The organism is Novosphingobium clariflavum, assembly GCF_026420865.1.
Lineage (GTDB): Bacteria > Pseudomonadota > Alphaproteobacteria > Sphingomonadales > Sphingomonadaceae > Novosphingobium > Novosphingobium clariflavum.
The window spans coordinates 78,341-93,013 of the sequence record NZ_JAPCWC010000004.1; the positions used below are offsets into that span (position 1 = coordinate 78,341).

The following is a 14,673-nucleotide window of genomic DNA, read 5'->3' on the forward strand; positions in this document are numbered from 1 at the left end:
CGCCCGGCCCCGGGGCCTTCGACAAGCTGAGGCCGGGCGGGACGGGAAGGTCCGCAGCGGCGGCGCAACCCGAACGCCTGCTACCCCTCGCGCCGCTCGAACGAGACCGGCACCGCCAGCCGGAACGGCAGGTCGGGCGAGGCGATGCGCGATTCGCTGCCGTTGTCGTGGATCAGCACCGCACGGCCGACGCCCGGCGTTGCCACCACGGCCACCACGCTATCGACCCATTCGTGCAGCAGTGCCTTGGCGCGGGCCAGTTCGGCCTCGGCACGGGTGGTGGTGCCCGAGGCTTCGAGTTCGGCTTCGAGTTCGACGATCCGCGCGGTGGCCTCGCCGATGCGGTCGGTGTTCTCGCTCATGATCGGGGTTCCTCGGCAAACATCGTTCGCCTAGGTGGCCACCGCCGAGGCACGAGGCAAGGCCCCGGCAATCGCTCTCGCGTTGAGTGTACTGCGGGTGCGCCAGTCGCATCCGCGAATGGCTTGCGGCACCGGCCCTCTCCCACTCCCGACCACCCATAGGGTAGGATCGCCGCGAGGTCGGCGGGTGCCGCCAAAATCCGCACGAGGCGGATTTTCGAGCCTTAGAGCAGTTTCCGATCCGACTGCATCGGATCAACTGCTCTAAGATTTTGGTTTTACGCGTTTTCCGAGTCATCAGGTGATACCACCTGATTGGAAAACGCTTTAAAGCGGGTTATCCAGCTTGATGACTTCTTCCTCGCTCGCGCGCTGGGTGGTCTTGAGCTGGCGCGGGGCGACGAAGCTGTCGAGCACCGGCTTGTCGCGCGCATAGAGGTCGTTGAACGCCTTCAGTTCGCCGTCGATCGCGCGGGCGAAGGTGAAGTAGGTGAGGTAGACCGGGAAGGTCCGCGTCATCGACACCTTGGTATATTCGCCCGAGCGCGAGATCTCCGCGGCTTCGGCGGCGGTCTTCTGGGCGCCGAGGATCGCCATCGTCATGCCCAGTTCCACCGCGCGCTCGGTGCGGATGCAGCCGTGGCTGAAGGCGCGCACGTCGGCGTTGAAGTACTGCTTCGAGGGCGTGTCGTGCAGGTAGATCGCGTGCGGGTTGGGCATGTCGATCTTCATCAGGCCCAGCGAATTGGTCGGCCCCGGCTGCTGGACGACGGTGATCACGCCGTCCGCGCTCTTGGTCGCCTTGTAGCCGGCGCGCTTCGCCCAGGCCGGGTTGCCCAGCACCTTGGCGCCCAGCCCCTCACCCTTGACGATCGACTGCGGCACCGTCCAGGTCGGGTTGAAGACGACGGCGCTGACCGTCTCGGCGAGCTGCGGCGTCGCGGTGCGGCCGGGCTTGCCGACCACCGTCTTGTAGCTGCGGATGATCCGGTTCTTCACCACGAGGCGCAGCTGGAACTCGGGAATGTTGGTCATCAGGTAGACATCGCCGAGGTCGCGGGCGAGCCAGCGCCAGCGGTCCATGTTCGCCTGGATCAGCGCGCGGCGCGCCTTGTCGGCCACCGGCGTCGCATTGTAGGCGGCCTTGAGCGCGGCATAGTCCGGGTTGGTCGGCGCCAGTTCGTCGACGACGCCGGCGACATCGTGGTTCGAGAGCGCCTGCGCCATGATCTGCGCGGTGGGCATCACGTCCTGGTCGGGGTCGACCGCGAACCACTGCACGCGCTGCGTCATCGGCGTGCGGCCATCGCGCAAGTCCTCGATCAGCCAGCCGAACACCCGGCTCGCCAGCTGGTCGAGCGCATCGCCCTCACCCGCGGCGATCGCCGCCTTGAGCGCGGCGGGCTGGTAGTCGGCCGGGATCAGACCTTCCTTGCCGATATAGCCGATGGTCTGCAGCAGCGCCTTGGCATCGGCCAGCGACCACGACATCACCGGCTCGGCCAGCAAGGCATCGGACTTGCCCGGTGCCGGCGCCGCGAGCGGCACCACGGGAGCGCCCGGGCTCGTCGCGGCCGGCACCGCGGCAGGAGCGGCGGACGCGGCCACCCGCGGGGACGGGGTCTTCGCTGCCGCAGGCGCGGTGCCGGTGGCCTGCGCGGCGGGCAGGATCGAGGTCGGCGTCGAAAGCTTCTTCGCCTTCTGGCTGCTCTGGCCGGCGGCCGTGTCGGCCTTCTGCGCCGCTACCGGCTGCGCGAGGACGCCCGTCGCCGCGACAACCGCCAGAACGCTGCAACCGAACCGCTTGAAACTCGCCATCTTGTCCTGAACCTGCCTGTCGTGATGAACCCCGGGGGGACGGGGTGGGAAAGCGGTCCGCCAAGACCGCGTCAGAAATATCGCTTTGCCCCCAACTGACCCCATGTTCAAGGATTTCGCCTGACCCTGCGATGAATTGAGCGATGAATGGCGCAACGGAACAGGCTCGCCGGACGGCATGGGACTTGCGCCCGCCCCGGCATGCGGCGAGAGGCAAGGACGTGATGCACGCGCCCGCCCCTGCCCCCCGCTCCCAGTTGATGCCCGTGCTGGCGGTCGTCGCCGGGATCGCCACGTTCAGCATGATGGACGCCGCCATCAAGGGCGCCTCGCTGGCGGTCGGCGTCTATAGCGCGCTGCTGTTCCGCAATCTTTTCGGCGCCTTGATGACGTTCCCGCTCTGGCTCGCGGCCGGCCGGCCCATCCCCAGCCGCCAGGTCCTCAAGGTCCATGCCCTGCGCGCAGCGATAACTTCGGCGATGGCCGCACTCTTTTTCTATGGCCTTGCACGAATTCCTATGGCCGAGGGAATCGCGCTTTCGTTCGTCTCGCCGATCATCGCGCTCTACTTCGCGGCGCTGCTGCTGGGCGAGACGATCCGCCGGCGGGCCATTCTCGCCTCGCTGCTCGGGGTCGGCGGCGTCGTCGTGATTCTCGGCGGGAAGCTGGGCGGCGGCGCCTATTCGGACGAGGCCCTGGCGGGAACGCTGGCGGTGCTGGCCTCCTCGGTGTTCTATGCCGCGAACCTCGTCCTCCAGCGCAAGCAGGCGCTGCTGGCCGGCCCGGTCGAGGTGGCGATGGCACAGAACCTCATCGTCACACTGATTTTCCTGGTTTTCTCGCCGTGGTTCGCGGTCCTGCCCGAAGTCCGCAGTCTTGGCCTGATCGCCGCCGGCGCCGCCCTTGCCACCGCCGCCCTGCTGTTCCTCGCCTGGGGCTATGCACGCGCCGAGACCCAGGTGCTGCTGCCGATCGAATATACCGGCTTCCTCTGGGCCGCGCTGCTCGGCTGGCTGATGTTCGACGAGACGCTGGGTTTCGCCACGGTTGCGGGCACGTTGCTGATCGTTGTCGGCTGCTGGATTGGTGCAAGAAACGCAACGACCTCGACGTAGGTCTGCACCCAGCCCCCCTTGACCTCCGGCCCCGGAACGCGCATCGGCGGGGCCGCAGACTCCGCTTTGTCGCGATGCAGCACGGCACTCCTTTTCGGGACCTGGCCAGTTCGGTTCCGTCGAGGGGCCGCGCTATTGGCGACAGGCTTCATACAGAAGGGGATAAGACCCAAAATGACCCAGGTCGGACAGGATACGCTCGGTACCCGCAGCACCATGACGGTCGGCGACAAGCAGGTCGCCTACTACTCTCTCAAGAAGGCTTCCGAGAAGCTGGGCGACATCAGCCGCCTGCCGTTCTCGATGAAGGTGCTGCTGGAAAACCTGCTGCGCTTCGAAGACGGCGGCTTCACCGTCTCGACCGACCACGTCCAGGCGGTGGTCGACTGGCAGAAGAACCCCGTCACCGGTGAGGAAATCCAGTACCGCCCGGCGCGCGTTCTGCTTCAGGACTTCACCGGCGTGCCCTGCGTGGTCGACCTTGCCGCGATGCGCGACGCGATCGCCAAGCTCGGCGGCGACACCAGCAAGATCAACCCGCTGGTCCCCGTCAACCTCGTGATCGACCACTCGGTCATGGTCGACGAATTCGGTCACCCCAAGGCGTTCGAAGAGAACGTGGAGATCGAATACCAGCGCAACATGGAGCGTTACGACTTCCTCAAGTGGGGCTCCAAGTCGCTCGCCAACTTCTACGCGGTTCCCCCGGGCACCGGCATCTGCCACCAGGTGAACCTGGAAAACATCGCCAAGTCGGTGTGGACCAGCGAAGACCAGAACGGTGAAACGGTTGCCTATCCCGACACCTGCGTCGGCACCGACAGCCACACCACCATGGTCAACGGCCTGGGCGTGCTGGGCTGGGGCGTCGGCGGCATCGAGGCGGAAGCCGCGATGCTCGGCCAGCCGGTCTCGATGCTGATCCCCGAAGTCGTCGGCTTCAAGTTCACCGGCGAGCTGAAGGAAGGCGTCACCGCCACCGACCTCGTGCTGACCTGCACCGCGATGCTGCGCAAGCACGGCGTGGTCGGCCGCTTCGTCGAATACTTCGGCCCCGGCCTCGCCTCGCTGTCGCTGGCCGACCGCGCGACGCTCGCCAACATGGCCCCCGAATACGGCGCCACCTGCGGCTTCTTCGGCATCGACGACAAGACGCTCGACTACCTGCGCCTCACCGGCCGCGAGGAAGAGCAGATCGCGCTTGTCGAAGCCTATGCCAAGGAACAGGGCTTCTGGATGGAAGCCGGCGCTGCCGACCCGATCTTCTCGTCCACCCTCGAACTCGACATCTCGACCGTCGTGCCCTCGCTGGCCGGTCCGAAGCGTCCGCAGGACTGGGTTGCCCTTCCCGACGTCGACGACGTGTTCAACAAGGACATGGCCGAGACCTACAAGAAGTCGGCCACCCGCGTCCCCGTCGAAGGCAAGGACTTCGACATCGGTGACGGCGACGTCATGATCGCCGCCATCACCAGCTGCACCAACACCTCGAACCCGAGCGTGCTGGTCGCCGCCGGTCTCGTCGCCAAGAAGGCCGACGAGCTGGGCCTGAAGCCTAAGCCCTGGGTCAAGACCTCGCTCGCCCCCGGTTCGCAGGTCGTCACCGACTACCTCAACAAGGCCGGCCTGCAGTCGCACCTCGACAACATCGGCTTCAACCTGGTCGGCTACGGCTGCACCACCTGCATCGGCAACTCGGGCCCGCTCGCCGAACCGATCTCGAAGGCGATCAACGAGAACGGCCTGGTCGCCAGCGCCGTGATCTCGGGCAACCGCAACTTCGAAGGCCGCGTCTCGCCCGACGTGCGCGCCAACTTCCTGGCCTCGCCGCCGCTGGTCGTTGCATACGCCCTGAAGGGCACCGTGGTGGAAGACTTCACCACCACCCCGATCGGCGTCAGCAAGGACGGCACCGACGTGTTCCTCAAGGACATCTGGCCGACCAACAACGAAGTGGCCGAAACCATGGCCACCTGCATGGACCGCCCGATGTTCCAGGCCCGCTATGCCGACGTCTACAAGGGCGACAAGCACTGGCAGGCGATCAACGTCACCGGTTCGGAAACCTACTCGTGGCGCGCCGGTTCGACCTACGTCGCCAACCCGCCGTACTTCGAAGGCCTGGAAATGACCCCGGCGCCGGTGAACGACATCATCGAGGCGAAGCCGCTGCTGATCCTCGGCGATTCGATCACCACCGACCACATCTCGCCGGCCGGTTCGATCAAGGCCGACAGCCCGGCGGGCCAGTGGCTGATGGAGCACCAGGTCGCCAAGGCGGACTTCAACTCCTACGGTTCGCGCCGTGGCCACCACGAAGTCATGATGCGCGGCACCTTCGCCAACATCCGCATCCGCAACGAAATGGTCCCCGGCATCGAAGGCGGCATGAGCCGCTTCGGTGAAGAGGTTCTGCCGGTCTACGACGTCGCGCAGAAGTATAAGGAGCAGGGCACGCCGATGGTGGTCGTGGCCGGCAAGGAGTACGGCACCGGTTCGTCGCGCGACTGGGCGGCCAAGGGCACCAACCTTCTCGGCGTCCGCGCCGTGATCGTCGAGAGCTTCGAGCGCATCCACCGTTCGAACCTGGTCGGCATGGGCGTGCTGCCGCTTCAGTTCAAGGATGGCGACACCCGCCAGACCCTGGGCCTGACCGGCGATGACGCCTTCACGATCAAGGGCGTTGCCAGCCTCAAGCCGCGCCAGGACGTGGAAGTCGAAGTGACCCGTCCGGACGGTTCGACCTTCACCTTCACCGCGCTGTGCCGCATCGATACCGCCAACGAAGTGGAATACTTCAACAACGGCGGCATCCTGCAGTACGTGCTGCGCAAGCTGGCCGCCTAAGCCGCCAGCCGCCTTACCGGCTCAAGAAGGAAACCCCGTCCCGCGTTCGCGCGGGGCGGGTTTTTTTCGTGGCGCCCGACCGCCTGCCGAGAGCGGCCGCCTTGCCGAGAGCGGCCGCCTTGCCGAGACCGGCCGTACGCAGCGGGCACAAAAAAGGGAGAAGCGCCCCCCGACGCTTCCCCCTTCTTCCAGACCCCGCCCCCGGTCTTGCGGGGCCGCGATCCGGGCCGGCCCGTCGCAGCGGCGGCCGGATGATCTCCTGGCGGCGCTCAGCCCGCCTTGCGTCCCGCCAGCCGCTGGCGCGCCACCAGCGCGGCGGCGGCGGCGCCGAACAGCACCAGCATCGGCGGCGCCGGCACGTCGGTCGGCGGCGGCGGGCTGTCGCCCGGCGGCGGGCCGCCGCTGGTCGTCGTGGTCGTGCCGCTGCTGCCCGACGAGGACCCCGAGGTCGAACTCGAAGAGGAGGTCGACGAAGACGTCGACGAGGACGTCGAAGAGGACCCCGAACTGGAGCCGCTCGAAGATCCCGAGGACGATCCCGAAGAGGACCCCGAGGAGGAACCGGACGAGGAGGAACCGGACGAGGAGGAACCGGACGAGGAACTGGAGCTGGAACTCGACGACGACGAACTGGACGAGGAACTCGACGACGACGAGCTGGTCGTCGAGGTCACGTTGCCCGAGGTCGTCGTGGTGGTCGAAGTGACATTGCCAGAGGTCGAAGTGGTGGTGCTGACGCCGCCGGTCGTGGTGGTGGTCGTGGTCGTCGTCGAGCCGCTGGAGGTCTGGCCGTTCTGGGTATCGGTGGGCACGCCCGAAGTAGTGCCGGACGTGGTGCCCGAGGAACTGCTCGAACTCGAGGTCGTGCCGGACGAAGTCGAAGTGGACGTCGAACCGGTGGTGGTCGAACTGATCACGACATTGCCGCCGCTCGACCCGCTGCCGCCGAAGAAACCGCCGAAGAAGCCGCCGCCGAAACCGCCGCCGCTCGATCCGCCGCCGATCACCACCGGAGTGCCGCCGCAGCAGCCGGAAACCGGCGGCGCGGCGGGGGGCACGTAACTCGGCAAAGGGGCCATGTCGTAACGGGGGATCTCGCGGCGCGCGGTCAGCACCGGTTCGGGGCGCGGGATCACGCGGCGCGCCCTGCGGGGAATCGTCCGCTTGGCGGGGCGGGCGACTTTCGCCTGCTTGAGCTTGTGGTATTCGACGCCGCTCGCCTGCGTCTCAGCGACGTGGACAGCCCCGCCGCCGATGATCGCGCAGCCCGCCGCACAGGCAGACAGCTTCGCCAAGGCCATTCGAACCGACATAGCTTTCTCTCTTCGCTCCCTCCGGACCCGCCGACCGCGACCATATGTCGTGAAGGTCCGTTAGCGCCTACCAAGCGCAGATAGAGGTTAAGGGAACAATGGCATTCTCGCGAAATCGTGTCCCGGCCTGCGATAAACTCGGTTAGTTTTTGCGGTTGACAGCCATAGTGTGCCGTTGCGGGACTGTTGCCGCCGTTTTCCGTAAGCTTTGCCGAAGCTTTTCACGGATCTGCAAAATCGCCGGACTCCGGCTCAGTCCCCCTGCGAATCGAACAGGCCGCCCTGCTGCGGCGGAACCAGCCCGAGATGCTGCCAGCCCCGATCGTTGAGGCAGCGCCCGCGGGCGGTGCGGGCGATCAGGCCGAGCTGGATGAGATAGGGCTCGATCACTTCCTCGATGGTGTCGCGCGGCTCGGAGAGACCCGCCGCCAGCGTTTCCACCCCCACCGGGCCGCCCTTGTAGATGTCGGCGATCATATGCAGGTAGCGCCGGTCCTGGGCGTCGAGGCCGATCGAATCGACTTCCAGCCGGGTCAGCGCATCATCGGCGATCGCGCGGGTGATCACGTCCGACCCGGCGACATGGGCAAAGTCGCGCACGCGGCGCATCAGCCGTCCGGCCACGCGCGGCGTGCCCCGCGCCCGGCGGGCGATCTCGGTCGCCCCGCCCTTGTCCATGCCGATGCCGAGCAGCCCGGCGCCGCGCGTGACGACCTTTTCCAGTTCCTCGACGGTGTAGAACTGCAGCCTTACGGGAATGCCGAAACGGTCGCGCAGCGGGGTCTGCAGCAGGCCCTGCCGGGTCGTCGCGCCGACCAGCGTGAAGGGCGGCAGGTCGATCCGCACCGAACGCGCCGAGGGGCCCTCGCCGATGATGAGGTCGAGCGCGCGGTCCTCCATCGCCGGGTAGAGCACTTCCTCGACCACCGGATTGAGGCGGTGGATCTCGTCGATGAACAGCACGTCGCCGTGCTCGAGATTGGTCAGCAGCGCGGCAAGGTCGCCCGCCTTGGCGATCACCGGGCCGCTGGTGGCGCGGAAACCGACGCCCAGCTCGCGCGCGACGATCTGCGCCAGCGTCGTCTTGCCGAGGCCCGGCGGGCCGAAGAACAGCGTATGGTCCATCGCCTCGCGCCGCGACTTGGCGCTCTCGATGAAGACGCGCAGATTGTCCTTCGCCGCCGCCTGCCCGACGAATTCGGCAAGCGTCTTGGGCCTGAGCGCCGCATCGGCGTCCTCCGGCTGGCGGGACGAGGTGAGGATGGGGTTATCGGTCACAACGATTTGCGCCAAATATCACTAAAATTGGTCTTCGGATTTTTGCGACAAGATTCGATAAGATCGTTCCAATTCTTATCAAAATCAAATTTACTCAATGATGCCGCGCCACCCCTTCGGAGTGCAGACGCAACGAACATTCCCCGGAGCGTTTTATATATACGCAATTCCTCTCGTCGAGAAAGCCCCCTTTCGGAATCAAACCAATCCGAGTCTATAACAAATTGGCGACAACTATATTTCTCGGAAAATGCCTGAGTGTATTCGACATTTAGCTTTATCACTGTTCGAACTGCTTTGCCGGATTCATCAAGCGCAGGCGTCAACTTCCAGTTCTTCACTGCATCCACAGCCGCTTGATCCAAGATAACCGAACCGCTTGACTGCTTTACGCTAGCATCTTCAACCAGCCCAGCCTCGGTTATCACGGCACTAACCAAGACAGTCCCATTATGACCAGCCAACTTCGCATCCGCCGGAAATTCTTGAGGACCATCAATAACGGTTGGCGACTTGGCCACCTCTGCACGCGTATCGGCTGGCGGCTGCGCCGAGCTAATACTCGACAGGCCCAAAGCCGCTGCGGCGAGAACGCCTCGACAATGAAATCCCCGCATTTTCATCACCATCATCCCGCCGCCTTCTTCAGCGCCACGCGAACAAGGTCATTGAGCCCCGCATCCTCGCCCAGTTCCTCCATCGCCTTGCCGACCGCCATCGCCGCGACCGCCGGCTTGAAGCCGAGGTTCTGCAGCGCCGAGACGGCATCCGCACCGGCATCGCCCGCTGGCGCCGCCGCAGCGGCGAGGCCCGGCGCGCCGGGCACGGTGGGCATGCCGCCCGCCTTGTCCTTGAGTTCGTTGACGATGCGGCTGGCGAGCTTGGGGCCGACGCCGTTGGCGCGCGCCACCATGGCGCTGTCGCCCCCGGCACAGGCGCGCTGCAGTTCCTCGGTGGTGAGCGCCGAGAGGATCGCCAGCGCGACCTTGGAGCCCACCCCCTGAACCGCCGTCAGCAGGCGGAACCAGTTGCGCTCCGCCCCGCTGGTGAAACCGATCAGACGCTGGTCGGTCTCGGACACCTGCATCTCGGTGTGGACGACGACCTTGTCGCCCCGGATGCCGAGATGGTCGAGCGTGCGCGCCGAACAGTGGACGAGATAGCCCACCCCGTTCACGTCGATGATCGCCCAGTCGGGGCCGGTATCGTCGAGCAGGCCAGTCAGCTTTGCGATCATGGTTTGTTCCCCATGAGGCTCCTATGGCCGATGCCCGCCCGCGCGGCAAGCACGATCAGCAGCGCAATCGCCGCCCGCCCCATGACAGCGCGAATCGCCCATGCTAACCCGCCGCCATGGGGAAAGACGCCGGGGCCGCGCGGGCGGGAAATCGTTGGTCGTGGCCGGTTCTGGCGGCCTTGCCGGTTACACTCGCCGCGGTGGGACTGCGGATCGCCCATTTCTCGCCGTTCGAGATCATGCACGCCGATGAGCTGATGCAATATCTCGAACAGGGCAATCGCCTTGCCACCGGGCGAGGCTTGGTCCCCTGGGAAGCGCATTTCGGCTTGCGCAGCGCCGTGATCGAACAAGGCCTCGCCCTGTTCCTGTGGCTGGGCCACCTGCTGTCGGACCAGCAGCTTTTTGCGGTCCGCCTTGCCCGGGCCGCCTTCGGCGCACTGACCTTGCTGACCCTTCCCGCCGCCTGGCGGCTGGGCGCGCTATCCTCGCGCCGTCACGCGCTGGTCGCGCTGTTCGTCGCCTCGGTGTGGTGGGAAGCGGTGCTGTTCAGCGACCTCCTGCTTTCGGAAAGCCTGGCCAGCGCCCTGATCCTGCTCGCCGCCGCGCCGTTGCTGGCCGATGGCGACCGCTCCGCGAACGGCCGGGCGAGCGACCTGTCCCTGCTGACAAGCGGCTTGCTGCTTGGCCTCGGCGTGTTGGCGCGGCTGCAATACGCGCCCTTCGTCGCGGTGCTGGCGCTCGGCGCGCTGCGGCTGGACTGGCGGCGCTGGCGGCCGGTGATGCTGGGCGGGCTTGCCGCTGCTCTGCTGGGCGCGGCCAGCGATCTGGCCATGGGCCGCGTTCCGTTCGCGTGGGTTATGGTCAATGTCGCGATGAACATCGGCCATGGGATCGCCTCCCGCTTCGGTGTTTCGGGGCCGTTTGCCTACCTGATCGGGCTCTACACGCATCTGGCGCCGATCATGGTGCCGCTCGTGGTCGCCGCCTTGCTGGCCGGGCGGCGCTACTGGCCGCTGATGGCCGCCGCCACGGTCAACGTGCTGGTCCACAGCCTGATCGCCCACAAGGAGTACCGGTTCATCTGGCTGTCCACGCTGACCGTGCTGATCCTGGCGGCGATTGCCACGGTGCGGCTCGCGGACCGCCTGGCAGAGCGCCGGGGCGGCATTGCCGGACCGGCGGGTATTGCCGGACCGGCGGGCATTGCGATCGTCTGCCTTGCCTGGCTGGGCGCGTCGTTCGCGTCCGAATACAAGAGCGGGGGCTATCCGGCCTTTCGCGGCGGCGGCGCAGTACCGCGACTGGCGCTGCGGGCGCTGGACGATCCCAGCGCCTGCGCGATCGCGCTGGACTTCGAAATCAAGGCGCATCTCGTGCCGGCGCTGCTGCCCCGGCCGGTACCGATCCTGCTCGTCCCCACCGGCGACAGGCCGCTGTCCGGCACTCTGCCGCCGGGACTGGCACAGGGCGCCAATGCGCTGATCCTCGCCACGCCGGATAGCGCCTTACCCGGATGGCACCGCGAGGCGTGCGAGGCCATGGGCGACCAGCAGGCCTGCCTGTTCCGCCGCGAAGGGACCTGCGCCCCGGCCCCGGAATGGTCCTATCAGCGGATGATCGACGTCGATGCGGGGCTGGCGAGGCGGCCCTGACGCCGCTTAGGCCAAGCCCCTGCGGAATCCGCCTGGCGGAGTGATTGTGACATTCGCATCCGCTGGCGGATGGGATGGGTTTGCGAAATGTCGGAATCGAACCGCTAGCGATGGCTCCCAAGCATGTTCGCGTGGGTGATGGCAACGGCAAGCGCATCCGACGCGTCCTCGCCCGCCAGCTTCACGCCGGGGAGCAGCACTTTCAGCATGTGCTGGATCTGCTTCTTGTCGGCGCCGCCGGTGCCGACCAGCGCCTTCTTGATGACCTTGGTGGAATATTCCGCCACCGGCAGCCCCGCGCGCGCGATCGACAGCATGGCGACGCCGCGCGCCTGCCCCAGCTTCAGCGTCGACTGCGGGTTCACGTTGACGAAGACTTCCTCCACCGCGCCGGCATCGGGCCGGTGATGGAGGATCACGTCGGTCAGCGCCGCGTCGAGCTCGACCAGGCGCTCGGCCATGCCGGCCTTGGCATCGGTGCGGATCTGCCCGTTGGCGACATGGCTGAGGCGGCTGCCGCTCTTGGCGACGATGCCCCAGCCGGTGCAGGTGAGCCCCGGATCGAGGCCGATGATGATCATGGGATCAGACCTTGAGGCCGAGGCGCGGGCCGAGATGCACCATCAACAGGTAGAGCAGGACGGTCAGCACGCAGCCCGCCAGCAGCGAGAGCCAGAAGCCGATCCCGTGGCGCAGCAGCACCGGGATCAGCAGGAACATCGGCAGCGAGGGCAGCACGTACCAGAAGGTCGCCTGTGCATGCACCGCCATGTTCTCGGCATCGGGCCGGGCATGCCACAGGAGCATCATGCCCAGCACCGAGACCAGGGGAAGCGAGGCGACAAGCGCGCCCATCGCGGGCAGGCGCTTGCCGATCTCGGCGATCGCCACGATCATCGCGCCGGAGATCAGCGCACGGGCGATCAGGGCCAGCATGTCAGGCGAGTTTCGCCATGACCTCGTCGGAGATCTCGTAGTTGCCCCAGACGGTCTGGACGTCGTCGTCGTCTTCCAGCGTGTCGACCAGCTTCATCAGCGTGCCGGCAGTGTCGGCATCGACATCGACCGAGAGGTTGGGCTTCCAGGCGAGCTTCACGCCCTCGGCCTCGCCCAGCACCTTTTCCAGTTCGCGGGCGACTTCGTGCAGCGAATCGACCGAGACCCAGATCGAGTGGCTGCCCGGGTTCTCGTCGCCGTCGCCCATGTCGCTCTGGACGTCCTCGGCGCCGGCTTCGATGGCGGCCTCGAGGACCTTCTCCTCGTCACCCACCGAGGCGGGGTACTCGATCAGGCCGAGACGTTCGAAACCGTGCGAAACCGCGCCGGAGGCACCGAGGTTGCCGCCGTTCTTGGAGAACGCCGTGCGCACGTTGGTGGCGGTGCGATTGCGGTTGTCGGTCAGCGCCTCGACGATGAGGGCGACGCCGCCGGGGCCGTAACCCTCGTAGCGCACTTCCTCGTAGTTCTCGGCATCGCCCTTGCTGGCCTTGTCGATCGCGCGCTGGATGTTGTCCTTGGGCATCGACTGCGCCTTGGCGGCGTTGACGGCGGCGCGCAGGCGCGGGTTCATGTCCGGGTCGGGCATGCCCATCTTGGCAGCCACGGTGATTTCGCGGCTGAGCTTGCTGAACTGCGCCGAGCGCTTCTTGTCCTGCGCACCCTTGCGATGCATGATGTTCTTGAATTTGGAATGGCCTGCCATGGGGTCCGCTCTTGCTTCGCTCACCTGCCTGCCTGCTTGCGGCGATAACCGCGAGGGCCGGGCAGCGAGGTCCGTTGAATGATGTGTGCCAGATGACGCAGGGCGCGCCTTACAACAGGCCGGCACCCAAGGGCAACCGCCCGTTCCGCTTGCCTGCCCGAACAGCAACGGGCCAAAGGATTTGGCAAGAAAACTCCGCTAGCAGATCGCCATGGCCACCCGGACCCCGACTTCCGCCGCTTCCCCCCAGCCTGCGCAGGCAGAGCCCAGCGCACCGGTGCCTGCACCGATAGCTGCGCCTGCAGGCCCGCTGGCGCTGCTGCGCGAAGTGCCCGCCTTCCTGAAAAGGCCCGCGATCCTCAAGCCGATGGGCCTGCGGGCGGGCGCGGGCTGGGCCGCGCTGGGAGTGCTGAGCGGGCTCCATGTCGCGGTGCTGCTGCTGGTCGTGCTGCCGCTGATCGGCCTGTGGCAGCAGGCCATGCACCTGCCCGCACCCGATGCCTTCGACAGGCTCCCCACAGGCTGGCTGCTGCCGATCACGGTGCTGATCGCACCGATCGCCGAAGAGACGGTCTTCCGGGGCTGGCAGAGCGGACGCCCGCGCGCCTTGTGGCTGCTGCTCTGCGGCGTGCTGTTCGCCGGCCTTGCCGTCTCGGCAAGGGCGCTGGCACCGCTGGCGCTGCTGGGCGCGCTGGTGGCGCTCGCGCTCGCCGCGCTCGGCGGCTGGCTCGTGCTGCGCAGGCGGCAAGCGGCGGCGGTCTGCCGCGCGGCCTTTCCGATGATTTTCTGGATCGCGGCGCTGGTCTTCGCCGCCTTTCACCTGATGAACTACCCGCGCGTCTCGGCGGCAATGCTGCCGATGGTGCTGCCGCAGCTCTGGGCCGGACTGATGCTGGGTTTCACCCGCCAGCGCATCGGCCTGCCGGCCGCGATGCTCCAGCACATGGCCGCCAATGCGGCGACCATGGTGCTGGTGCAACTGGGCGGCTGATCGCGGACCCGCGCGCGGCGGATCCTGCCGCTTCCGGGCCGAAGCCCGGACACCCGTCAGTCGATGCCGAGCGCGGTCTTGTAGGTGTCGAGCAGCATGTCCATCTCGCGGCGGTCGTCCGGCTTCATCTTACGGATGCGGACGATCTGGCGCATGATCTTGACGTCGTAGCCGACCGCCTTGGCTTCGTTGTAGACGTCGCGGATATCGTCGCCGATGCCCTTCTTTTCTTCTTCGAGGCGCTCGACGCGCTCGATCAGCAGGCGCAGGCGATCGTCGGTGGTTTCGGCCATGGGGTTCGTGCTCCGGAACTAGGATGAATCGATTTGGCGGGGCTGATAGCGGCTGCGCGGGA

At 66.8% G+C, this 14,673-nt stretch carries 14 protein-coding genes; 5 read left to right on the forward strand and 9 right to left on the reverse strand.

The genetic code is table 11. The features are described 5' to 3' along the window. Positions 1–80: 80 nt before the first annotated feature. Both OKA11_RS06520 and OKA11_RS06525 read right to left on the reverse strand, forming a co-directional pair. Positions 81–362 carry a hypothetical protein gene (locus OKA11_RS06520; protein ID WP_267219411.1) on the reverse strand — a complete coding sequence of 94 codons (282 nt, stop codon included), beginning with the start codon at positions 360–362 and terminating at the stop codon, positions 81–83. A 327-nt stretch (positions 363–689) separates the two neighbouring features. Further along, positions 690–2,180: a L,D-transpeptidase family protein gene (locus tag OKA11_RS06525; RefSeq protein ID WP_267219412.1), complete on the reverse strand. Its 1,491-nt coding sequence runs from the start codon at positions 2,178–2,180 to the stop codon at positions 690–692. Between the two features lie 224 nt (positions 2,181–2,404). Here OKA11_RS06525 and OKA11_RS06530 point away from each other — a divergent pair, with 224 nt between their 5' ends. The 3 genes from OKA11_RS06530 to OKA11_RS06540 all read left to right on the forward strand — a co-directional run bounded on the left by OKA11_RS06530 (position 2,405) and on the right by OKA11_RS06540 (position 7,204). Beyond that, positions 2,405–3,295 carry a DMT family transporter gene (locus OKA11_RS06530; RefSeq protein ID WP_267219717.1) on the forward strand — a complete coding sequence of 297 codons (891 nt, stop codon included), beginning with the start codon at positions 2,405–2,407 and terminating at the stop codon, positions 3,293–3,295. 174 nt (positions 3,296–3,469) lie between these two features. Continuing rightward, positions 3,470–6,142 (forward strand): aconitate hydratase AcnA, encoded by a 2,673-nt coding sequence (acnA, locus tag OKA11_RS06535; RefSeq protein WP_267219413.1) that lies wholly within the window; start codon positions 3,470–3,472, stop codon positions 6,140–6,142. A gap of 279 nt (positions 6,143–6,421) precedes the next feature. Further along, positions 6,422–7,204, forward strand: coding sequence for a hypothetical protein (locus OKA11_RS06540; RefSeq protein WP_267219414.1), 783 nt, complete (start codon positions 6,422–6,424; stop codon positions 7,202–7,204). Positions 7,205–7,707: 503 nt separating this feature from the next. On the opposite strand, the gene ruvB is transcribed toward OKA11_RS06540, so the two are convergent. The 3 genes from ruvB to ruvA are packed head-to-tail and all read right to left on the reverse strand — an operon-like array spanning position 7,708 to position 9,970. Then, positions 7,708–8,733: a Holliday junction branch migration DNA helicase RuvB gene (ruvB, locus tag OKA11_RS06545; protein ID WP_267219415.1), complete on the reverse strand. Its 1,026-nt coding sequence runs from the start codon at positions 8,731–8,733 to the stop codon at positions 7,708–7,710. Next, positions 8,730–9,365 carry an energy transducer TonB gene (locus tag OKA11_RS06550; RefSeq protein ID WP_267219416.1) on the reverse strand — a complete coding sequence of 212 codons (636 nt, stop codon included), beginning with the start codon at positions 9,363–9,365 and terminating at the stop codon, positions 8,730–8,732. Before OKA11_RS06550 ends, ruvB begins: the two co-directional genes overlap by 4 nt. After that, positions 9,362–9,970 carry a Holliday junction branch migration protein RuvA gene (gene ruvA / locus OKA11_RS06555; RefSeq protein WP_267219417.1) on the reverse strand — a complete coding sequence of 203 codons (609 nt, stop codon included), beginning with the start codon at positions 9,968–9,970 and terminating at the stop codon, positions 9,362–9,364. Before ruvA ends, OKA11_RS06550 begins: the two co-directional genes overlap by 4 nt. A gap of 179 nt (positions 9,971–10,149) precedes the next feature. On the opposite strand from ruvA, the gene OKA11_RS06560 reads away from it, so the two are divergent. Continuing rightward, a complete protein-coding gene (locus OKA11_RS06560; protein WP_267219418.1) occupies positions 10,150–11,625 on the forward strand; it encodes a glycosyltransferase family protein in 1,476 nt (491 codons plus the stop codon). Between the two features lie 104 nt (positions 11,626–11,729). Here the strand turns inward: OKA11_RS06560 and ruvC are convergent, their stop codons facing one another. From ruvC to OKA11_RS06575, 3 genes are read right to left on the reverse strand one after another with little or no spacing between them, the layout of a single operon-like run. Continuing rightward, complete coding sequence (gene ruvC, locus OKA11_RS06565; protein ID WP_086492366.1) at positions 11,730–12,206, reverse strand: crossover junction endodeoxyribonuclease RuvC; 477 nt, start codon at positions 12,204–12,206, stop codon at positions 11,730–11,732. A 4-nt stretch (positions 12,207–12,210) separates the two neighbouring features. Next, a complete protein-coding gene (locus OKA11_RS06570) occupies positions 12,211–12,561 on the reverse strand; it encodes a DUF3147 family protein (RefSeq protein ID WP_267219419.1) in 351 nt (116 codons plus the stop codon). A 1-nt stretch (position 12,562) separates the two neighbouring features. Further along, positions 12,563–13,327, reverse strand: a complete 765-nt coding sequence (locus OKA11_RS06575; RefSeq protein ID WP_142636163.1) for a YebC/PmpR family DNA-binding transcriptional regulator — start codon at positions 13,325–13,327, stop codon at positions 12,563–12,565. Positions 13,328–13,538: 211 nt separating this feature from the next. Here OKA11_RS06575 and OKA11_RS06580 point away from each other — a divergent pair, with 211 nt between their 5' ends. Further along, the gene (locus tag OKA11_RS06580; RefSeq protein ID WP_267219421.1) at positions 13,539–14,318 is read left to right on the forward strand and encodes a CPBP family glutamic-type intramembrane protease; all 780 of its coding nucleotides are present in this window, start codon (positions 13,539–13,541) and stop codon (positions 14,316–14,318) included. Between the two features lie 56 nt (positions 14,319–14,374). Here OKA11_RS06580 and OKA11_RS06585 read toward each other — a convergent pair whose 3' ends face one another. After that, complete coding sequence (locus OKA11_RS06585) at positions 14,375–14,611, reverse strand: DUF2312 domain-containing protein (protein WP_142636167.1); 237 nt, start codon at positions 14,609–14,611, stop codon at positions 14,375–14,377. Positions 14,612–14,673 lie beyond the last annotated feature (62 nt).